The 20,564-nt window shown below is 57.5% G+C and carries 19 protein-coding genes and 6 pseudogenes; 6 read left to right on the top strand and 19 right to left on the bottom strand.

Annotated features, from left to right (window positions below; all coding sequences use genetic code 11):
• Genes sufU through OKW45_RS04215 form a run of 6 tightly spaced genes read right to left on the bottom strand, consistent with a single transcriptional unit; the run spans position 1 to position 5,807 of the window.
• Positions 1 to 456 carry a Fe-S cluster assembly sulfur transfer protein SufU gene (gene sufU, locus OKW45_RS04240; RefSeq protein WP_018424930.1) on the bottom strand — a complete coding sequence of 152 codons (456 nt, stop codon included), beginning with the start codon at positions 454 to 456 and terminating at the stop codon, positions 1 to 3.
• Complete coding sequence (locus tag OKW45_RS04235) at positions 453 to 1,706, bottom strand: SufS family cysteine desulfurase (protein WP_429466164.1); 1,254 nt, start codon at positions 1,704 to 1,706, stop codon at positions 453 to 455. Before OKW45_RS04235 ends, sufU begins: the two co-directional genes overlap by 4 nt.
• Positions 1,703 to 3,046: a Fe-S cluster assembly protein SufD gene (gene sufD, locus OKW45_RS04230; protein ID WP_429466162.1), complete on the bottom strand. Its 1,344-nt coding sequence runs from the start codon at positions 3,044 to 3,046 to the stop codon at positions 1,703 to 1,705. Before sufD ends, OKW45_RS04235 begins: the two co-directional genes overlap by 4 nt.
• Positions 3,043 to 3,834 (bottom strand): Fe-S cluster assembly ATPase SufC, encoded by a 792-nt coding sequence (gene sufC / locus OKW45_RS04225; protein ID WP_429466160.1) that lies wholly within the window; start codon positions 3,832 to 3,834, stop codon positions 3,043 to 3,045. The genes sufD and sufC overlap by 4 nt, the downstream gene beginning before the upstream one ends.
• Positions 3,835 to 3,861: 27 nt before the next feature.
• A complete protein-coding gene (gene sufB / locus OKW45_RS04220; protein ID WP_429466158.1) occupies positions 3,862 to 5,307 on the bottom strand; it encodes a Fe-S cluster assembly protein SufB in 1,446 nt (481 codons plus the stop codon).
• The gene (locus OKW45_RS04215; protein ID WP_429466156.1) at positions 5,304 to 5,807 is read right to left on the bottom strand and encodes an SUF system Fe-S cluster assembly regulator; all 504 of its coding nucleotides are present in this window, start codon (positions 5,805 to 5,807) and stop codon (positions 5,304 to 5,306) included. The genes sufB and OKW45_RS04215 overlap by 4 nt, the downstream gene beginning before the upstream one ends.
• 953 nt (positions 5,808 to 6,760) lie before the next feature.
• Here OKW45_RS04215 and OKW45_RS04210 point away from each other — a divergent pair.
• The 3 genes and pseudogenes from OKW45_RS04210 to OKW45_RS04200 all read left to right on the top strand — a co-directional run bounded on the left by OKW45_RS04210 (position 6,761) and on the right by OKW45_RS04200 (position 9,676).
• A pseudogene (locus OKW45_RS04210) lies at positions 6,761 to 7,371 on the top strand (IS6 family transposase).
• A 65-nt stretch (positions 7,372 to 7,436) separates the two neighbouring features.
• Positions 7,437 to 8,567: an IS110 family RNA-guided transposase gene (locus tag OKW45_RS04205; RefSeq protein ID WP_429466154.1), complete on the top strand. Its 1,131-nt coding sequence runs from the start codon at positions 7,437 to 7,439 to the stop codon at positions 8,565 to 8,567.
• A gap of 297 nt (positions 8,568 to 8,864) precedes the next feature.
• Positions 8,865 to 9,676 (top strand): annotated as a pseudogene (locus tag OKW45_RS04200) (IS5 family transposase).
• 303 nt (positions 9,677 to 9,979) lie between these two features.
• Here the strand turns inward: OKW45_RS04200 and OKW45_RS04195 are convergent.
• From OKW45_RS04195 to OKW45_RS04170, 6 genes are all read right to left on the bottom strand, one after another.
• Positions 9,980 to 11,416 carry an MFS transporter gene (locus tag OKW45_RS04195; protein ID WP_429466152.1) on the bottom strand — a complete coding sequence of 479 codons (1,437 nt, stop codon included), beginning with the start codon at positions 11,414 to 11,416 and terminating at the stop codon, positions 9,980 to 9,982.
• Between the two features lie 8 nt (positions 11,417 to 11,424).
• Positions 11,425 to 12,486 (bottom strand): TRAP transporter substrate-binding protein DctP, encoded by a 1,062-nt coding sequence (gene dctP / locus OKW45_RS04190; protein ID WP_429466150.1) that lies wholly within the window; start codon positions 12,484 to 12,486, stop codon positions 11,425 to 11,427.
• Between the two features lie 68 nt (positions 12,487 to 12,554).
• Positions 12,555 to 12,731, bottom strand: a complete 177-nt coding sequence (locus tag OKW45_RS04185) for a hypothetical protein (protein WP_018424920.1) — start codon at positions 12,729 to 12,731, stop codon at positions 12,555 to 12,557.
• Entirely contained in the window at positions 12,728 to 13,198 is a 471-nt protein-coding gene (locus tag OKW45_RS04180) for a hypothetical protein (protein ID WP_429466148.1), read from the bottom strand. Before OKW45_RS04180 ends, OKW45_RS04185 begins: the two co-directional genes overlap by 4 nt.
• 71 nt (positions 13,199 to 13,269) lie before the next feature.
• Positions 13,270 to 13,788: a DoxX family membrane protein gene (locus OKW45_RS04175; protein WP_429466146.1), complete on the bottom strand. Its 519-nt coding sequence runs from the start codon at positions 13,786 to 13,788 to the stop codon at positions 13,270 to 13,272.
• A gap of 42 nt (positions 13,789 to 13,830) precedes the next feature.
• Positions 13,831 to 14,355, bottom strand: coding sequence for a hypothetical protein (locus OKW45_RS04170; protein WP_429466144.1), 525 nt, complete (start codon positions 14,353 to 14,355; stop codon positions 13,831 to 13,833).
• Between the two features lie 425 nt (positions 14,356 to 14,780).
• Here OKW45_RS04170 and OKW45_RS04165 point away from each other — a divergent pair, with 425 nt between their 5' ends.
• Both OKW45_RS04165 and OKW45_RS04160 read left to right on the top strand, forming a co-directional pair.
• Positions 14,781 to 15,962, top strand: a complete 1,182-nt coding sequence (locus OKW45_RS04165; protein WP_429466142.1) for a porin — start codon at positions 14,781 to 14,783, stop codon at positions 15,960 to 15,962.
• A gap of 76 nt (positions 15,963 to 16,038) precedes the next feature.
• Positions 16,039 to 16,237, top strand: a pseudogene (locus OKW45_RS04160) (glutathione S-transferase); the annotation flags it as partial.
• A 181-nt stretch (positions 16,238 to 16,418) separates the two neighbouring features.
• On the opposite strand, the pseudogene OKW45_RS04155 reads toward OKW45_RS04160, so the two are convergent.
• Positions 16,419 to 16,559: pseudogene (locus tag OKW45_RS04155) on the bottom strand (IS5/IS1182 family transposase); the annotation flags it as partial.
• On the opposite strand from OKW45_RS04155, the pseudogene OKW45_RS04150 reads away from it, so the two are divergent.
• Positions 16,556 to 17,130 (top strand): annotated as a pseudogene (locus OKW45_RS04150) (transposase); the annotation flags it as partial. The pseudogenes OKW45_RS04155 and OKW45_RS04150 sit on opposite strands and share 4 nt — an antisense overlap.
• 47 nt (positions 17,131 to 17,177) lie before the next feature.
• Here the strand turns inward: OKW45_RS04150 and OKW45_RS04145 are convergent.
• The 6 genes and pseudogenes from OKW45_RS04145 to OKW45_RS04120 form a co-directional block, all read right to left on the bottom strand.
• Positions 17,178 to 17,588, bottom strand: a pseudogene (locus tag OKW45_RS04145) (transposase); the annotation flags it as partial.
• 181 nt (positions 17,589 to 17,769) lie between these two features.
• Positions 17,770 to 17,958: a hypothetical protein gene (locus OKW45_RS04140; RefSeq protein WP_018424911.1), complete on the bottom strand. Its 189-nt coding sequence runs from the start codon at positions 17,956 to 17,958 to the stop codon at positions 17,770 to 17,772.
• An 11-nt stretch (positions 17,959 to 17,969) separates the two neighbouring features.
• Positions 17,970 to 18,488 (bottom strand): hypothetical protein, encoded by a 519-nt coding sequence (locus OKW45_RS04135; protein ID WP_035471860.1) that lies wholly within the window; start codon positions 18,486 to 18,488, stop codon positions 17,970 to 17,972.
• Between the two features lie 98 nt (positions 18,489 to 18,586).
• The gene (locus tag OKW45_RS04130; protein WP_018424909.1) at positions 18,587 to 18,781 is read right to left on the bottom strand and encodes a hypothetical protein; all 195 of its coding nucleotides are present in this window, start codon (positions 18,779 to 18,781) and stop codon (positions 18,587 to 18,589) included.
• A gap of 11 nt (positions 18,782 to 18,792) precedes the next feature.
• Positions 18,793 to 19,305, bottom strand: coding sequence for a hypothetical protein (locus OKW45_RS04125; RefSeq protein WP_429466140.1), 513 nt, complete (start codon positions 19,303 to 19,305; stop codon positions 18,793 to 18,795).
• Between the two features lie 71 nt (positions 19,306 to 19,376).
• A complete protein-coding gene (locus OKW45_RS04120) occupies positions 19,377 to 20,549 on the bottom strand; it encodes a mandelate racemase/muconate lactonizing enzyme family protein (protein ID WP_429466138.1) in 1,173 nt (390 codons plus the stop codon).
• Positions 20,550 to 20,564: the final 15 nt, after the last annotated feature.

The following is a 20,564-nucleotide window of genomic DNA, read 5'->3' as shown; positions in this document are numbered from 1 at the left end:
TCACTCTGTCGAAACGGGGCGATCCTCGTCGTGCAGCGCGGCGTGCAGCGTATGCCAGGCGAGCGTCGCGCACTTCACCCGCTCGGGAAATTCACGCACGCCGGACAGCACCGCCAGTTTTCCCATCTCCGGCGCGGCTGCCGCCTGCCCTGCAGCGGGTGTTGTCACCATGTCGTGAAAACGCCCGAACAGCGCTTCGGCCTCTGCTTCCGTTTTGCCTTTCAGCGCCTCGGTCATCAGCGACGCTGATGCTGTCGCAATTGCGCAGCCTGCGCCTTCGAAACTCGCCTCTTTGACGATGCCGTCCTCGATTCGCAGATACAGCGTAATCCGGTCGCCGCACAGCGGGTTATAGCCCTCAGCCGTGTGATTGGCACCGGACAGTCCATGACAGTTACGCGGCCGCCGGTAGTGGTCGAAGATAACCTCCTGATACAGATCACGTAGATCGCTCATGTTCCGAATATCTCCCTGACCTTGACGAGGCCTTCGATCAGCGCGTCGATATCCTGGTGCGTGTTGTAGAGGGCGAGCGACGCGCGCACGGTAGCCGGTACGCCGAAGCGCTGCATCACCGGCATCGCGCAATGATGGCCCGCACGCACGGCGATGCCGTGACGATCGAGAATCGTGCCGACATCATGGGCATGCACGCCGTCGAGCACGAACGACACAATGCTTGTCCTGTCGCGTGCGCTACCGATAAAACGCAAGCCCGGTATCACCCGCAGCGCGGCCGTCGCATAGGCGAGCAGTTCGTTCTCGTGCGCGGCGATGACTTCCATGCCGATGCTGTCGACATAGTCGAGTGCGGCGCCCAGCGCAATCGCGCCGGCAATGTTCGGCGTACCCGCCTCGAACTTCCACGGAATCGCGTTGTATTCCGTTTTCTCGAACGTTACCGAGCGGATCATGTCGCCGCCGCCCTGCCATGGCGGCATCGCTTCAAGCAGTGCGGCCTTGGCGTATAGCACGCCAATGCCAGTCGGTCCGTACACCTTATGCCCGGAAAACGCGTAGAAATCGCAATCTATCGCGCGGACGTCGACCGGCAGATGCGCGATTGCCTGTGCACCATCCAGCAGCACCGGCACGCCCCGCGCGCGTGCCGCTGCAACGATGCGCTCCACCGGATTGATGCTGCCGAGCGCGTTGGCCAGATGAGTCATCGCGACCAGCCGCGTACGTTCACTCAACAAACGCTCGTACGCGTCGGCATCGAGCGCGCCCGTATCGTCGATCGGCACGACCTTCAGCGCCGCGCCCGTCTGCTCGCAGACGAGTTGCCACGGCACAATGTTCGAATGGTGCTCCATCGCGCTAATCAGGATTTCGTCGCCGGGCTTGATTTGCGGGCGAGCATAGCTCTGGGCGACTAGATTGATCGCTTCGGTCGTGCCACGTACGAACACGATCTCTTCCAGACGCTGCGCATTGATGAAGCGTGCAATCTTCGCGCGTGCGGCCTCGAATGAATCGGTCGCGCGCTGAGACAGCAGATGCACGCCGCGGTGTACATTGGCGTTGCTATGCCGGTAGTAAGCGTTTTCCGCGTAGATGACCGAGGCAGGCTTTTGCGTAGTGGCGCCATTGTCGAGATAGACCAATGGCCGGCCATGCACGCGCTCTCCCAGAATCGGAAAATCGGCTCGCCAGTGCTCGACATTGCGCGGATCGGGCGTCTGCATCTGTTCGATCGGCTTCATAGCAACTCCCTGATACGCTCCCCTTCCGGGGTGCGCGCGAACAGCAGGTTTTCGAGCCGGCCACGCAGCGAATCGATGCGCACCCGTTCGACAATGTCGCGCGCAAATGCGTATGTCAATAGCGCCCGCCCCATACGCTCTTCGATGCCCCGTGCACGTAAATAGAACAGCTGGCTGTCGTCCAGTTGACCGACCGTCGCGCCGTGTGTGCATTTCACGTCGTCGGCGTAGATCTCGAGTTGCGGCTTCGTGTCGATCTCCGCATTGCGCGACAGCAGCAGGTTGTGATTCGCCTGATGCGTGTCCGTTTGCTGCGCATCGCGATGCACGATGACGCGTCCGTTGAACACGCCGCGCGCAGCGCCGTCGAGCACGCCGCGATAGTATTCGCGACTCGTGCCGTGCGGCTCAGTATGATCGATGCGCGTGTGGTGATCGACGTGCTGCCGGCCCCCAACGAAATAAAGACCGTTCAACGTGGCTTGCGCGTTCTCGGCGTTCAGGCTTGTGCCGATACCAGTGCGCGACAACGCGGCGCCGAACGCGAACGCATGTGAGGTAAAACAACTGCCACGTTGCTGCGCAACGGCGACTGACGCGATATGAAAAGCCTTCGAGCTTTCCCGCTGCAACCGGTAGTGCTGCACATCCGCCTGTTCGTCTGCGACGATGCGGGTGACCGCGTTGGTCCAGTACGCGTCGTCGCTCAGCCCTAAAAAGTGCTCGACGATCGTGCAGCCCGAGCGTGTTCCTGCAAGCACGATATTGAACGGCTGCACCGCAAGATTCGCTTCGTCGGTCAGGAACAGGATCTGCAGCGGTTGATCGATGACCTCGCCAGGCGGCAGCACGACGGCAAACCCGTCCGTCATAAACGCCGTGTTTAGCGCGGCAAAGCCGTCTGCATATTCCGGCGAGACAATCGCCGCCTCCAGCCGTTGCGGCATTTCTTTCAACGCCCGCGTGAGCGAGCCTACGAATACACCATGCGGCAAGCCGTTGAGCTTCGACAGCCGCGGCACATGCCGGCCGTTGACAAAGACCAGTCGATGCCCGGCAGGGTCCAGCTCGAGTTCATCGACGATGCGGCGCCCGTCCCTACCGCCGCTGAGGTCGACGAGGTCGGTGCGTTGTGCCCTGAAATGCCAGGGACGCTTGCCAAGCGCCGACACGTTCGTGTATTTCCAGTCCTCGTGCCGCGTGGTCGGCAAACCCAGCGCGTCGAACTGGTCGAACGCGCTTCGGCGCGCATCACGCAGCCACGGAAATTCAGCGCCGGGCAACGTCTTCGCGAGTTGCCCAAAAGCCTGATGGAAATAGTCGAGAGATTCGTTTTTCATGGACGCCCCGCACTTTCCTGGCTTGCTCTATTTTCTGGTTGCACCGCTTCATCGTCGATCCAACCATAGCCTTTACGCTCCAGCTCCAGCGCCAGTTCACGGGACCCCGACTTCACGATCCGGCCATTCGCCAGCACATGCACGCGATCCGGCACGACGTAGTCCAATAGCCGCTGATAGTGCGTCACGAGCACGATCGCCCGTTCTGGACTGCGCATGCTGTTGACGCCCTGCGCGACAATCTGCAATGCATCGATGTCGAGTCCGGAATCCGTTTCGTCGAGAATGGCGAGCCGGGGCTCCAGCACGACCATCTGCAGAATCTCGTTGCGTTTCTTCTCTCCGCCCGAAAAACCTTCGTTCACGGCGCGATACAGCAGACTCTCGTCCATCTGCATCAGCGTTATCCTCTCCTTGACCCGTTGCAGAAACTCCATCGCATCGAGCTCCGGCTCGCCACGATACCGCCGCTGCGCATTCAACGCCGCCTTCAGCAGATAAATGTTGCTCACGCCGGGTATCTCGACGGGATACTGGAACGCGAGAAACAGTCCTTGGTGCGCGCGCTCCTCGGGTGCGAGCGCCAGCAGATCACGGCCGAGATACGAGACCTCGCCGCCCGTGACAGCAAAGTCCTCGCGCCCGGCCAGCACCTGGGCAAGCGTGCTCTTGCCCGAGCCATTCGGGCCCATGATCGCGTGCACCTCGCCGGCATTTACACTCAGATCGATGCCATGCAGAATTTTCTTACCGTCGACTTCGACCTGCAGATTGCTGATTTCAAGCATGGTCCGAATCCTTCGAATCGCTGAGGGTTATCCCACGGCGCCTTCCAGACTGACGCCGAGCAGCTTTTGCGCCTCGACAGCAAACTCCATCGGCAGCTCCTTGAAGACCTCCTTGCAGAAGCCGTTCACGATCATCGACACAGCATCTTCCGGCGACAACCCACGCTGCCGGCAATAGAACAACTGGTCTTCGCCGATGCGTGATGTCGATGCTTCGTGTTCGACCTTCGCGGTCGGGTTCTTGACCTCGATGTAAGGGAATGTATGGGCGCTGCAACGGTTTCCGAGCAAAAGCGAATCGCACTGCGTGTAGTTGCGCGCGCCCTCCGCCGCACGGACGACCTTCACGAGGCCGCGATACGCGTTCTTGCCGCGGCCAGCCGAAATGCCTTTCGACAGAATCGTGCTGCGCGTATTGCGGCCGATGTGAACCATCTTCGTCCCGGTATCGGCCTGCTGATAGTGGTTGGTCAGCGCCACCGAATAGAATTCACCGACCGAGTTATCGCCCTGCAGGATCACGCTCGGATACTTCCACGTAATCGCCGAGCCGGTTTCCACCTGAGTCCATGAAATCTTCGAATTCGCCTCGCGGCAGTCGCCACGTTTGGTCACGAAGTTGTAGATGCCGCCCTTGCCCGACGCATCGCCCGGATACCAGTTCTGCACCGTCGAATAGCGGATCTGTGCACCTTCCAGCGCGACCAGTTCGACCACAGCGGCATGCAGCTGGTTTTCGTCACGCATCGGCGCGGTGCAGCCTTCCAGATAGCTCACGTACGCGCCTTTGTCCGCGACGATCAGAGTGCGCTCGAACTGCCCGGTATTCTGGGCGTTGATACGAAAGTAGGTCGACAGTTCCATCGGGCAGCGCACGCCCGGCGGGATGTAGCAGAACGACCCATCGCTGAACACGGCGGAATTGAGCGCAGCAAAGAAATTGTCGGTGTGCGGCACGACCGAGCCGAGATACTTTCGCACCAGTTCGGGATGGTGCTGTACGGCATCCGAGAACGAACAGAACACAATGCCGAGTTCCGCCAGCTTTTCGCGGAACGTAGTCGCTACCGACACGCTGTCGAATACCGCATCCACCGCTACGCCCGCCAGCAGTTCGCGCTCCCTCAGCGGCACACCCAGCTTTTCGTAGGTACGTAGCAGTTCCGGATCGACTTCATCGAGACTCTTCGGACGATTCTTCGTCATCGGCGCGGAATAATAGATGATGTTCTGATAGTCGATCGGCGGGTGTTCAACAGTCGCCCAATGCGGTTCGGTCATCGTGAGCCAGTGGCGATAGGCCGCGAGTCGCCATTCGAGCATGAACGCCGGCTCGTCTTTCTTCACCGAAATGAGCCGGACCACGTCCTCGCTTATCCCGCGCGGAAGCGCATCGGCCTTCAGATCAGTCACGAAACCGTGCTGGTATTCGCGGCTGATCAGTTCATCGAAACCGGTTGTGGATGCGCTCATGCGTGGCCTCCGTCAGTCGACATGCGTGCAGGCATCGCGCCCGCGCGGTGGCTGGGGATACTACGGGCGCGGATCGCGCTGATATCGACCGCGCGCAAGGCGGGGCCCGCCATGTCCGCCAGCGTGACCTGCTGCAACGCTTCGTAGATCAGGCGATTGACCTTCTGCCAGTTGGCGCGCACCGCGCACGCCGCCTCCTGGATACACAGGCCTGGCGTAGTGCTGCATTCGGTCATCCCGATCGGGCCGTCGACAGCGGCGATCACCTCCGCCAGCGTGATCCGCCCGGGCGGTCGAGGCAACAGGTAACCGCCGTTTGTGCCGCGCAGCGACTCCACGACACCACCCCGCGTCAGAACTTTCAGCACCTTTGACACCGTGGGCATCGCGACGCCGGTCACCGTCGCAATGCTGCTTGCGCTGTGGACGGCATCCGGATCGCGCGCCATCGCGGTCATGATCACCGTGCCGTAATCGGCAAGTTTGCTCATGCGCAACATAGAAACGTCTCCCGTTTTAATCGGGACCTATTTGGTCCTGATTAAATCGAAACCAAATCCGCACGTTTGCAGTGAGCGACACTGTCCTGTGGGGATTCCAGGCCACGTCGCCAGCCGCTTTCCGTTTCGGGAAAAGCGTTTCGCCAACGACGCAACGCCAATTTCATTCTAGACCTGTATGCACGACCTTGTCAGGGTATTGGGCCTACGTGTTCCGCGCATACATGAAAGCCCGGAGTCCACGTTCACCGTTGCCGGCATCGTCGTGGTGCCGACGGCGGTGTGAGCCGCGCACCGGACCGGGATCCGGTGAAGCTCACGGGACAATAGGGTGCGGTTCGTGGCAACCGTATCGCACTCGACACCTGCTTGCGCGGCCGCTTTTGCGATGACCGCGAGGCAGTCAACCGCACGCTTTCGAGTGGCCTGGACGACTCGATCCTCGGTGTCCGCGATCATTTCGGTGCCGTATGCGAGGACATGAAATTCCGGGATGACATTGAGCCCCGGGACTTTGGCGCCACTTTCCATGGCGAGCGTCACCGTCGTTTGAATGCGGCTTCGGAGAGGGCCGAACCATCGGTCGGCACCAACAGATGCTTGAACATACGTTTCTCCCCGCGGCCAGACATGTTCGCGCTGACATCCTGCGCCCGTCGCCTGAACGAGGCGCGCGTGGATTGAGGCGACCCCTTTCAGTATAGTCACCGTGACAGGGTCCGGCACGCAGCCCATGTGCTGGTAGAGTAAGACGACGAAGAACTCGAACCCGATCTGTCGCCGTTTCCGAACATGTTGATTTCGTCGATGCTACAGCTTCGTTGCGCGTCATCCAGCGGCAATCTTCATCTTTGTGCTTCCCGGCATAAGCAGAAGGAATGTCGCATGGTTCTGATGCAAATAGGCTCCCCGAATCGATTAAAGAATTCAGCCCAACAATCTGGTGGTCGGTGATGATCAAGCGCAAGGGCCTGGAGGCGGTGTTTGATGGGCGACATTTTGATCGGGAGATCATCATTCTCTGCGTGCGCTGGTACCTTAGCTCAGCCTGCGCGATCTGGTCGAGATGATGGCCGAGCGCGGTTTGTCGCTAGCGCACTCCACGATTATGCGTTGGGTGAAGCGCTTCACGCCGGAGTCCGTCAAGCGCTGGAATCGTTTTGGCATACCCACAGGGCGATCATGGCGTATTGACGAAACCTACCTGAAGGTTCGTGGCAAATGGGTTTATCTGTATCGTGCGGCAGATCGAGCTGGCCATTCGGCAGACTTCATGCTCAGAGCGAAGCGCGATGCGTCCGCGACCAAAGCCTTTTTCAGCAAGGCAATCAAACATCAGGGCCAGCTGCCGGAGACGATCACGCTGGATGGGTATGCCGCCTCACACCGAGCGGTGCGTGAGATGAAGGCCGATGGCCTGCTGCCGGAGGACACGAAGATCCGGTCCTCGAAGTACCCGAACAATCTAGACGGTGTTAGGAACTTCCGGCCAAAACCTGGTAGGCAGTATGACTTCCTGCGGGACAGAGGCTGGCCTGCCGCAACGGAATCAAACGCGGGCTAGCATTGCTGTCAGAGCCGCACGGTGCGGACGTGCCGCACCCGGCGATTTCCGACGCGGAGGCCAGCATGGAGCACGATAGCACTCTTTACGTGGGTCTTGATGTTCATGAGGATTCGATCACGGTCGCCTATGCGATTGGTTCGGGCGAGGTTGAACTGCTCGGCAAGATCGGTACTACGCAGGCCGACGTGGAACGGTTGTGCAAGAGACTGCAATCTAAAGCGCGATGCGTCAGCATCGTCTACGAAGCCGGTCCGTGCGGATATGGGCTTTACCGGCAGCTTGTCCAGAAAGAATTCCAGTGCATGGTCTGCGCGCCCTCGCTGATTCCCCGCAAGCCAGGTGAGCACATCAAGACTGACAGACGTGATGCCGTCAAGCTCGTCCGATCGCTGCGTGCCGGCGACCTGTCGGCCGTATACGTCCCCAGCATCGACGATGAAGCATTCCGGGATCTGGCCCGCGCATGGGTGATTGCCAAGGACGACCTCAAGCGTGCACGGCAACGGGTAAAAGCCTTTCTGCTGTCGCACGGCGTGCGCTACACCGGCTCTGCCGACTGGGGGCCGGCGCACCGACGCTGGCTGAGCGCATACAGCTTCGACAGTGCGTGGCAGCAGTTTGCGTTTGAAGAGCTACGTCGCGCGATCGAAGACCGGCTCGCCCAATGTGACCGGCTGGAGTCCGCGCTGCGTGAGGCAGTCGTCAACTGGCGCTTCTATCCCGCCGTCCTGGGCCTGCAGGCAATGCGCGGTGTCCAGTTCACCACGGCAGTGGGCATGCTCGCCGAGCTGGGCGATCTCTCACGCTTCGTGCACCCACGCCAGTTGATGGCGTGGCTCGGGGTGACGCCGTCCGAGCACTCATCGGGCGGCAAGCGTCGTCAGGGCAGCATCACTAAAAGCGGCAACAGTTATGCAAGAAAGCTACTAGTTGAAGCTGCATGGAGCTATCGCCACCCTGCGCGTGTGAGCCCCGATATTCAGCGTCGTCACGAAGGTCTGCCTAAACCGATTGTAGATCGAGCCTGGGACGCACAGGTGCGCTTGTGCCGACGCTATCGCAAACTCGTCGCGCGCGGCAAGCAGAAGAATATCGCCGTAGTCGCAGTTGCCCGTGAACTCAGCGGATTCATCTGGGACATCTGCCGGCTCTCCTTGTCGCTGGCCATACCGCGCGAGACACAGATGCCATGATGTACAGCAATGCCCTGCGTCTGCATCCACCGTAACGACACGTGCAGGAGTTTCCTGAAGGCGGCGTAGCCCGGCACACGAGTAACCCGCGACCAGGGTAGGCAACGGATCTCATCCGAATTGCGGTGGTAGGTAGCGGAAGGCTCATTGGGCGGACATCTGTAATGCGGTAGCCAATCCGCGGATATCAGCTTGATCCACCGTCGAGATTTACTGCTACGTCGCCCTCAGGAAATTCAAACATCGAAAACACAGAACCGATCATATTGACACGAGAAGTCATATCACCCTGGAGGGATGACAAGAGAGAAACGTAAAGCCTACCCGACAGACGTGTCAGACGAAGAATGGAGCTTCGTAGCAGCGTATCTGACGTTGATGGATGAGAGTGCACCACAGCGTAAATACGAGTTGCGCGAGATGTTCAATGCGTTGCACTGGATGGCTCGCGCTGGGCTGCGTGGCGAATGCTGCCGACCAACTTTCCGCCGTGGGAACTCGTGTACCAGCAGACGCAACGATGGCTGGCGGCCGGCTGTTTCGAGTGCATGGTGAGTGATCTTCGTTCGATCATCCATGTCGCGCAGGGGCGGCAGGGGCAGCCCAGCGCGGTGATCCTTGACGGCCGTACGATGCAATCGACATGTGACAGCGGTCCAGGCGCAGGATATGACGGCTACAAGCGCAAGCGTGACAGCAAGGTGCATATGGCGGTCGACACGCTGGGTCAGTTGCTCGCCGTACACGTGACACCGGCCAACGAGCAGGAGCGCGCACAGGTGGCAGACCTGGCGCGCCAGGTGCAGCAGGCAACGGGAGAAACCGTGAAAGTGGCCTTTGCCGATCAGGGTTACACGGGCGAAGCTCCTGCGCAGGCCGCGCGCGCTCAGGGAATTGATCTCCAGGTGCTCAAGCTCGATGAAGCGAAAAAGGGTTTCGTGCCGTTGCCACGTCGATGGGTAGTCGAGCGCAGCTTCGGACGGCTCAACCGCTTTCGACGCCTCGCACGTGACCACGAACGCTTGCCCGAAACACTCGCAGGTCTGCATTTTGTCGTCTTCGCCATGCTTATGCTTGTCCATGCAATCCCAGTACTTCGAAGTTCCTAACACGGTCTAGTTCAAAGCCGGGCCGCTGGTCCATCTGGTAGGTGACAACTTGACCGTTGTGCAGGTCCATCAGATCGGCGTCTAACTTTTGACTGCAATTCATCGGGACGGGCTTATTCGTCTAACGGTTTGCGTCCAAGGTGTTCCCTCTAGAACGTCTCGTCGACAATCAGATGCGGCGGAGTATGAAGCATGGGAAGCGACTGTAGCGTCGTAGCCACAAAAATGCTCGCCTAAATCCCGTCCGTAATCGCTGCCCACTGACGATGCATTTCCCTTATTCATCGTCTTGTCCTCGATTACTTATCGCAGCTCGGCACCTTCATCAGCAGGGAGACTGATGAACGCAGCCACTGACAGACAACTCAAGGCCCCTACGATAAAGAACGTCATCGGAAAATCGCTCATCGTCAAATGCTCCGCACTATGCCCGTGAGTCTGTGCAGTGATCGTCAAGCAGAAAGCACATAGAGCGACACCAAAACTCATCGACGTCTGCTGCATCATAGTAGAAAGTGCTGTTGCCTTGCTCATAATAGCCTTCGGAACGCCGGAAAATCCGACCGTATTCATCGTGATCATTCCAAGCGAGTTGACGATGCCCGCCATGAAAAGCACAGCAGACATGAAATAAATTGATGTTCCCGGCGAAAACAAACCATAGGTTGCAAATGCAGCAGCCGACAATACGGTCGCTGTAATCATAAGAGGCTTAAACCCGAATTTATTAATAGCCCGCCGCAGGATCGGCCGAATTCCAAAGGCACCAACCGAAAGCCAGGCACTCGTCAATCCGGATTGAATAGGCGTGAATCCCACGCCCACTTGCAAAAGCAGCGGAACGAAAATAGGCGCCGAACCCACCGCTATTCGTAACGGCATACCACCAATATTTGTGATACTGAATGCTTTATATCCGAAAATGCTAAGCGGGATTATCACGTCAGTACGATCTCGGCTATAGATCCAATAGGCGATCGACGCCACGATACCGATGCTCGTGACGAAAATTGTAGCGCTCAGCGGAACAAAATTGCGCCCGATAGTTTCCACGCCGCAGACCACCCCAGAAAGTCCGATCGCCATCAGAACGAACCCTGTCAGGTCGAATCGCTCCGTTCTTTCGGATCGCGAATCCGGCACGAACTTTAGTGACAACAAGATTCCCAGGACACCGAAAGGGATGTTGAGCAGGAATATCCACCGCCATGACGCCAGTGTGACGATGAAGCCTCCGAGAAGCGGTCCCAAGACACGACCGATGGTCCCCGGCACGGTAAACCACACCATCGCCATTACCAACTGCGCAGGCGGGATGCTGCGCAAGAGGATCAACCGTCCGACCGGCACCATCATCGCGCCGCCGAGGCCTTGCAATATCCGGAACAGAACGATTTGAGTGATGGAGGTTGCGGCTCCGCACAATGCCGACGCCAGAGAGAATATCGCGACTGCCGAACAGAAAACACGGCGGGTACCGAAGCGATCCGTGAGCCAGCCGCTCGCGGGCAGAAACAGCGCCAAACTCAAGAGATACGCGCTGATAGCGAAATTGAGGTGAAGTATCTCAACGTTCAACGACGCAGCAATGGACTGAAGTGCCGTACCCAGTATCGATGTATCGACTGCCTGTAAAAACATCGGCACAGCGACGATCATAGGAATCAGTCGCGTGTGCCGAGAGAAAGACGCCAATTTGGCGTCCTGTTTTGCCCCGATGGTTATATTTTCGTCAATCACCGTATTATCTAGTGCTTTGCTATCTGACGCCGGTAGATATCGAGAATCTCGGGGTCGTAGTTGCGGAAAAATTGCTGCCGGACGGGCTCTGTCATCGCTTCCATCTTTGCAATCTCTCTTGGCGAGAGGCTATAAACAATCATCCCGTGACGTGCAATTGTGGCCCTGTCCGTTCTCGCCTGTTCTCTAATCAGATCGCGTTCATAGCGCCCTGCTTCTACCGCCGCGTGTTGCAAAACATTTCGGTCCCGAACCGACAACCTCCCCCATACTGCGGAGTTGGCAACGACGGCTATCGCGCTATAGGAATGATTCGTGACCGTCACGGCCGATTGAACATCGTACAGGTGGCCGACCAAGATTTGCGAGTAGAAGTTGTCTTGAGCCGCCACTCGTCCTGACTTGAGAGCCTCATATAGCTCGGGATACGGAAGACCGACGACCTTGGCACCCAAGGCCTTAAACGTCTCGACGAATGCCGGTTCCGGAATCACACGAACCGGACGGTCCGTCAGATCATTAGCGTGTTCGAACGACCGCCCCGACGTCGTGATCTGCCGGAATCCATTTTCCCACCATGCGAGACCCGTCAGTCCATGGCCTTGGAGACCTGACATCAATTTCTGCCCAAAGGGACCGTCCAGCAGTTCATGCGCTTGGCGATCGCTGTGGACCACGAACGGAAGGTCCATGATCTCGAATTCGGGTTCGACATGACGCAGTGCCGGCGTAACCAGCAGCATCATATCAGGGGCACCATGACCGCCCTCTTGCAACGTCTTGATCTGATCTTCGGGCGATCCCGGAACTGCCGCCCCACTCACTGTCACTGCCAGGCGTCCATTGGATTCTTCGTTCACGAGTGCCGCGAACTTGATCATGCCGCGCACTGTCGGTTGGTTCGAGTTCAAGTGCGCCCGATATTCCATGATCGTGAGCGTTTGGACCGGTTGAGCATGTGCCCATATCGGCTGCGCAAACAAAAGCGTTGCGAACATTGCTCCGGTAACGTCATGGCAAATTTGGTTTGGGGACCATCCCGATTTGAAACGTGCAAATCGCTTTATCATGTTTCAAGCATCCTTCAAGACGGTGAAGTGAGGGTGTAGACGGGGCTGTGGGCGGCGCATCTATCCGTTTATCGTTCTGACAAGGCGGCCCGGATCATCATTCCCAAAGTAATGATCCCAGCGCCCAAGGGCGGACCATAGTCATAAAGTCGCAGATGACGAGAAAAGAAAATCGTCGAAGTGAAAATTACTATCAGCGTGACCGCCACTACAACCGCAAAAACCACCATGAAATCCTTCTTCATGACTCACTCCTCGGCTCAAGGCCTTGGCGTTTCATCCCATCCCAAAACCAAAAAGGCTTCGCTTTGACACGGCAAAAGTTTGCGTAGTATCCGCCGTATGCCAGCAAGAGTGCGCCGTTCAAGAGCAACTCTTGAAGACCGGTGAACAATTCACGCGGATCAGGCGAGACGAAAAGATTCAGAAAGACGATCGTTACACTGATACCGGCCATGACGATCAGCGCCAGCGGCACCGCGATATCGAGTAGCAGCAACGTACCGAGTATGGTCTCAAGATACTTGACCATTTGATAGAAGCCGACATCTGCCATCGCACCGATATATGTACCCACTTTTCCCGCGTGGCTGAAATCCGGCACGTATCGAAAAATTACGTAGTAAAGCCCTGACTCAAGATAGTGGAATGCGAAAAACAACCTGGCCCACATGGCCAGGTACTTCCACGGTGATTCATGTGCCATCTTCATGGCGCTTTCCTTTGATGCAGATAAAAAAAGCTACGTCACTTATGCAACGTAGCAACCCTCACTCGCGCACATCAGTTGCGCACTCGTGTATCCGATTTCCGGACCGCGACGTCCTGCTTGAAAATGTTCGGCAACTTCCTCCAGTCGGCGATGCGGCCAAGAGTCGGTTTGAACGTCATCATCGGAAAGTAGTACTTGATGTACCACACCATCAGGATAAGATTCATGTACAGACAGCCGACGCCCATGTAAGGCGTGAACATCTTGTCGAAGCGATGGTTCAACACGATCGCGTTGTACCAGACCACGAACGACACGGGCAGCAGCATCAGCAGGCCCACGGGCACAAAGCAGCCGGTAATCAGGCATACCCCGCCCACAATTTCGCAAATCTTCACAATATGGAAGAAGTGCGTGTGAACCATCGTGACCAGCAGTTCGTTCGATGCGTGCAACGTGCCGAACGGTTGCGGGAAGATCGGTGCGTGGCCCGTGGCCACGAGCCAATAGCTTGTGCCGCTGACGCACATCCAGCCACCGAGATACAGGCGGCAGAACAGGAGAATGACTTTGCCAACGAGTTGCGGCATCGTTTTCTGATCGTTATACATAATCTAATCACTCTTTATTGGTTAGCCCGGAGCCTTGGCCGTTGCTCCCGCCGTCGCGGGGGCAGCGACGCTCGTCTGTGCAACGCGGTCGTGGCGAATGATCCAACCAGAGCCGCTGATTTCGTAGACATCGACGACGTCTTGCGCAGGTTGACCGCGCGCGGCTTCGATCTTGTGGAAGACCGCGACGTCGTTACCTTCGACGATCAGTTTCTTCACCGTATGCGGGATCGGTTCGCCGTCTTGGTGATCGATCGTGTTCGGCGCGTTATCCACGGCCTTCTCTGCAAAGTACGTCTTGTATGCCTCGACGCCCTTACCCTTTGTGTAAGCCTCGTCCATGAACTCCGTAACGATTTCATGCGGGAGCTTACCGGTGCCAGCGTGCCAGTGCCAACGCGGGTCAGAGTGGAGTTGGTGAGCGATCTGGAGGATGAACAAGACGCCCAGAAGCGCGGTGACCATCCGTCCCTGCAAACTGTCGAGCCACGCGTTCACACACGTGGCAGTGCTATTCGAGGAGAGATCCTCTTGGTTAACCAACATCCTGCCTCCTTTGGAGCGTTTATAAAAACTGGAAACGGTAGCGCGTGTTTTGCATTCAATTTAGCCTATTGAATGGTATAGCTGTCTAACGGATTATGTAAACGCCGGGAAAACCCCCACTCGAATTCATACCGGCTCATCTTGTGTGACCGGGGCTCCCCCTCTGGCTCTCGATGCCGAATTCCCCCGAATTTGCTGTGAGCCTGAAGCCGACGTCTGGGGGGCGGCGGGGCTTGCCAACTCTGTGCTGGCGCTGGCAGTGAACACGAGTTGCGTTCGCTCCCCACCTTTCTTGCATTTACTTCGTCCTCCTACACGAACTACATGTATTAAGCGTCCTGATAGAGCCATCCAGGGGAATACCCTTGAGCACAACGAATTTGAAATTCCTTTGATTTGGTAGGCATAAACGAATATTATTGTGAATGCCTAACGTCGTGCGCGGACTGCTCCGCCGTTGCAGCGGAGGCCGCACTTTGCAAATCAAATTACAATACGTAGGAGACATTGAATTGCGTAAACTGCTTATCGGCTGCGCTGTTGCCGCAGCTTTCGCGCCTGCGGCTCACGCGCAGAACAGCGTGACCATGTATGGCGTTGCCGACGTGTTTGTCGGCTACTTCGGTAACTCGACCGGCCAACACGCCGTCAGCCTGAACAGCGGCGGTGCCGGTGGTTCGCGCTGGGGCTTGCATGGCAATGAAGACCTAGGCGGCGGTCTGTCCGCAATCTTCACCCTCGAAAGCGGCTTCAACATCAACAACGGCACGTCCGGCCAGAGCGGCCGACTATTCGGTCGCCGCGCCTATGTCGGCCTCGACAGCAAGCAATACGGTCAGCTGATCGCTGGCCGCTTGCAAACGATGGGTTACGACTGGGGCGGCACGTTCGATCCGATGCTGCTCGCACCGGGATCGCCGCTGGGGTCGGTGGGCGGTGAAAACCCGCGCCCGTGGCTGTACAACATGCTGCAAGACCCGGCACGCTCTGACAACACGATTCAGTACTCGTCGCCCGAATTCCACGGACTGAGCGGCAGCGCCACCTACTCCTGGGGCGACAACCAAGGCCTGCAAACTGCGCAGCATTTCCAGTTGGTCACTGTCCGTTACCAGAACGGACCGCTGCTGACGGAATACGGTTTCGGCCACAGCCTGCAACCGTCTGCTGCCGTTGCTCGCAACACGTACGAAAACGTGCTCGGCATCCGCTACAACCTGAAATTTATGGAACTGTACGCTACGGGTCAGATCCGTACGAACGATCCGGGCCGGGTGGACAAGGGTTGGCAATTCGGTTTCACGGTGCCGACCGGCCCCGCTGGCACGATCCGCGTCTCGTATGGTGGCCTGAGCGACCTGAATATCGGTCCTGACGGCAAGCAGTTAGTCACGAACAACTACTACGGCAACTGGATCATCCGCTCGGCGGCTATCGGCTACACGTATTCGCTCTCGAAATCGACAATGCTCTACGGCTTCTTCAAGAAACTGTGGAACCGCGGCATCGCCAATCAAGCAATCTATCCCCCCGGTGGCCTCGGTGCGCCGGCTGGCCTGAACACCAACGTGACGGCAATCGGCTTGGGCTTGGCGACGCATTTTTAATGGCGTAACTGTCTGAAGTCTCAAAAAACCTATCACGATAGATGCTTTTTCTTCTCTACAACTAATCGACTAGATCATGTCAAACGCACCTATTCTTGTCTATTCTTCCGCTCTTTCTGGCCACGGTCACCGGGTTCGCCTGTTTTTGTCTGAATTTGGCAAAACGGTATGGTGATGCTACGTGGCTACCCGAAGATCCGATCGGGGCGGCCACTGTACAACGTTGGCTTTCCTTGGCTGCCGGGCCTATCGCCAGTGGCCCCGCGCTCGCCCGGCGACACCCTTGTATCCAAGGTCGACGATGACGACTTCCGGCGTGGCGTCGCACAGGATTGCTGCGTGTTCCAGCGCTTCGGTCAGCGTATGACCGTCGTACGCCCCCGCGTCACAATGGTCGTCGCCTGGATCAAATTGGAATCTGGGGGCGATACAGAGAGAGCAAGTTGGCGCGTTCCTGAGGATCGTCCGCAGGTTGTGACCTGCGCCGCACAGCACCGCGTGGATCGCATCGGCCAGCGCGCCTTTGAGCCAGTTCCGATCCAGTCTTCCGTCTGTCTTCATGTGGCCAACGGCTGGTTCGATCGCGCTGCGTCGTCTCGGGTCGATGGTTTTACCTGTATCTGATCCTGGACCTGTACAGCCGCAAGATTGTCGGCCGGGAGGTGCACGACAGCGACGCTGCCGAACACGCAGCGTACCAGGTACGCCGCACGGCACTCGCTGAGGGCATTGCCGCCCTTGAGGCCAAAGCGGTGCTGCACGGCGATAACGGTGCGACGCTCAAGGCCACCACCGTACTGGCGATGCTGCACTGGCTGGGTGTCAAGCCGTCGTAATCACGCCCCCCGGGTCAGCGACGATAACGCCTACGCCGAGGCGCTGTTCCGAACTGCGAAGTACCGGCCGGAGGTTCCGGTCACAGGGTTCGACGATCTGAACGCTGCCCGCGCCTGGGCTGCCGGTTTCGTGCAGTGGTACAACTTCGAGCATCGTCATAGCGGCATCCGCTACGTGACGCCTGCGCAGCGTCATGCCGCCGACGATCGTGCGCTTCTTGCGGCACGTCACGCACTGTACGTGGTGAAAGTCACGCGCATGCAATCCGGCCCGCTGGTCGCGTCATACGCGCAACTGGACACCGGTTGGTGCCGTGAGGCTTAACCCCTAACGTGACTCAGTCGTTCAGATGGCCTCGATCGGCGCGAATAAACAGCCGATCACGCCGGCACGCTTTGCCACTTCGACCGTCTCAGCCAGCAACTCTTCAACGCCGGCTTCGCTCAGGCGCTTCCTCAAGCGCGTCAGGCTCGACGGCTTGATCGGCGATTCGGTTTGCAAATGGGTTTCGCCCCGTGAACACCTGCCAATACGGGTTCTCCACCTATTGCCAGACCCCCTCTTCGTCGGACAGGTCGAACGCGTGCTGCAGATACAGCAGCCCGGCAATCAGGCGCGGCGACGTTGCCGGTCGTCCCTCGTGCGAGACGAGGCTCTCGCTCATCGATGCGTCCAGCCGCTCCCAGTTGAGCAGATCAGTCCGGCGCACCAGTGGATGCTTCAGGTTGATCTGTTCTCGCAGCGTTTGCCGGAAGAATCTTGTTCCGTCACAGGCGTCTTCGGACCCATCTGCACCTCGTCATGTTTTGCAGGATTCACGCATCAATATGCCAGGCCTCTGCAATTCCAACCACACCATTTCGGCCCCAAAGTCACGTCATATAAGGCGTACCGGATTGTTCAGGCTCGACGAAATAAAAGAAGCCCGGAGTGTTTGTCTCCGGGCTTTTTATTTCAGCCAGATAGTGGCCTAGGCTTCGCCTCTGATCTTGTCGCGGATGAGCACGAAGATAAAAAGCAGCCAAGAAATGCCGAGACCGAAGTAGTCGAAGTTGCGCAGCGGACGGTAGTCCGCCCAACCCCAACCCGTCGAGCCGTCGATGGCCAGCAGCGTCAGAGCGATACAGATGGCAATTGCGATCCACGTATTCTTTTTCATGCGAAGGCTCCTTAAGCTGATTCTTTTTCTTCGACGGACACGCCGACCAGGCTCGGCTTGGTGTTCATCAGACCACCTTTACCCTTCAGGCTGAAACCCTTCCAACCCTCCCACAGCCACATCGGATTCAGGCTCGGACGGAAGCATGCCGCCATGTAGCCGCTATACGCGAGCAGCAGCAAACCGTTCATTAGTAGTTCCTGCGGGCCTGAAAACAATTGACGCGGCGTTGCCGAAATGAACGTGTTCAGCCAAAAAATCGTGACGGTGGTCGGCATCTCGAGAATCAGCGTCAGCAAGACAAAACGGTTCGTCAGAAGCAGGAAACCATAGATCGCTTCCATATATTTGATCCAGTGATACATACCGATTGCGTCGGCACCGGCCAGATATTCACCAGCGAGACCCGGAACCATCGGTACATAACCGTCGATCACGAATCGAATGCCGGAGAAGAAAAGGTGTGCGCCAAAGTAAAGGCGAAGCCACGTAATGACGTACTTCCAGGGGGAAGAGTTAGCGCTTTGCATAGGGATATTTCCGAGAATTTAATGCAACACTACGACAAAATATGCCTGAGGCAGGTATATCACAAAGGCGGTGGTCTAGACCACCGCTTGAGATCCCGCTAGATGATGCCTTTGCGACGATCGCGAATCAGAACAATGATGACGCAGATCCATGGAATGGCCAAACCGAACATATCGCGTGCACGCAATGCCCGATATTCGGTATAGCCCAGTCCTGTGGAACCGAAAAATACCCAGCACGTCATGATCACGCAGCAGGCAAGGCCGATATAAATATTCCGATTGCTTTTCATGTACGCTCTCCTTACGCGACGTCGCCCGATACTTCAACTGTCGATGCCGATTTAGCAGCTTTACTCAACCTCAGGTGCTCTTTCCAGACATCGACCTTGAAGCCTTCCCATAGCGCGAGGGGTTTGTTGGGCTTAAACACACTCGCCATGTATCCGCCATACGCCAGCAGAATGAGGCCATTCATCAGCAGCTGATTCGGGCCAGAGAACAATTGACGCGGAGTTCCCACGATGAAAGTATTGATCCAGAAGATCGAGATCGATGTCGGGAACTCGAGAATCGCACCGAGCAACACGTATCGGTTCGTCAGCAGCAGGATACCAGCCAGCATTTCCATCGCCTTCACGGCATAGAACATGTGAATGGCATCGAGTGCCTGTACGTATTGACCTGCGAGGCCGGGAATAAACGGAACCCAGCCTGTGGAGATATAGCGAAAACCAGACCACAAAAGATCGGCACCGAAATAGACCCGGAGCCAGAGTACCGCGTATTTCCACGGTGGCGAATTAAGCCCCTGCATCGAATATCTCCTCTGTCATTTTGTGATTGTGCAACGCGGCGAAATCTAGTCCGCCGCCTTTTGCCCAGCAATTACGCCTCGACAACCCGATGCTGTTGTCCCGGCGTATGAATCCTGGCCAGTAACTCCCGATTCAATTCGAATCCGAATCCGGCGCCTTCACTCGGATAGGCAAAGCCGCCACTAAAGCGCTGGCCACCGATCGCCAAGTCTTGATCGACCGGGATATCGTCACTGTTCCAAGCCGCGTGAATCGCGAGCGGACCCATACTTTCGCTCATGAACTGGCATGCCCAGTCGTTTGCGACCATGAGATGCGTGCTCGGCCCGGATTCGACGCCCGATCCGATCAGAGTGCTGCAAAACACGGGAATGTCGTACATGCGACATGCGGCCAGGAATCGCTGTGCCTTGACCAGCCCGCCTACCTTCTGAATCTTGAGAACGACACCATCGGCCGAACGACGCTCTGCGATTTCACGCAGATCGCCCAACTCTTGCGCCCCCTCGTCTGCGTATATCGGCGTGTTAATACGCTCACGCAGTTTGGCCAGGCTGTCGCGGTATTGATGCGCCAGTGGCTGTTCCATGAACGAGAGGTTGTATTGATCGAGGCGTTTCATCGTCGTCAACGCCTGCTCGTAGTTCCATGAGCCATTTGCGTCCAAGGTGATCTTGGCATCCGGCCCGAGCGCCGCTCGCACCTCGCGGACCGTAGCCACGTCGTTGTCGAATGTATGACGGCCGACTTTGAGCTTGAACGCCGAGAAGCCATTATCGCGAACTTGAATCGCCAGCTCGGCGACCTTTTCCGGCTCACCCGCCGACAAGACCCAACCGAGCGGAATCTTCTCGCGAGTGCGGCCACCCAACAGGCTGTAGACTGGCACGCCCAAGGATTTGCCCTTCAGCTCATGCAGCGCACAGTCGACCAACGCCTTCGCCTGATTGTTGTCGCGGGCGAGTTGATCCATCATGCCGACGATTTTCTCGATATTGCTCGGATCTTCGCCAAGCAGGATTCGCGGCGCGAAAACATCGGAAATCATTGCCGTCATGGATGCCTGACTTTCACCGCGATACCACGATGATGTATCGCCCGATTCCGCATAGCCGACGAGACCGTTGTCAGCAGTAATAGCCAGGAGAAGCGTATTCAGGCGAGTGATTGTGACGTTGGGAAGCTTAATCGGCTTCTTCAGTGGCATCGAAATCGGAATACACTCAACGCGGGTAATCTTCACTTGATTTGAGCCTCT

The organism is Paraburkholderia lebeckiae, assembly GCF_050436225.1.
Lineage (GTDB): Bacteria > Pseudomonadota > Gammaproteobacteria > Burkholderiales > Burkholderiaceae > Paraburkholderia > Paraburkholderia tuberum.
The sequence above is the reverse complement of the archived record's forward strand: the minus strand, read 5'-3'. Positions and strand labels throughout refer to the sequence as shown.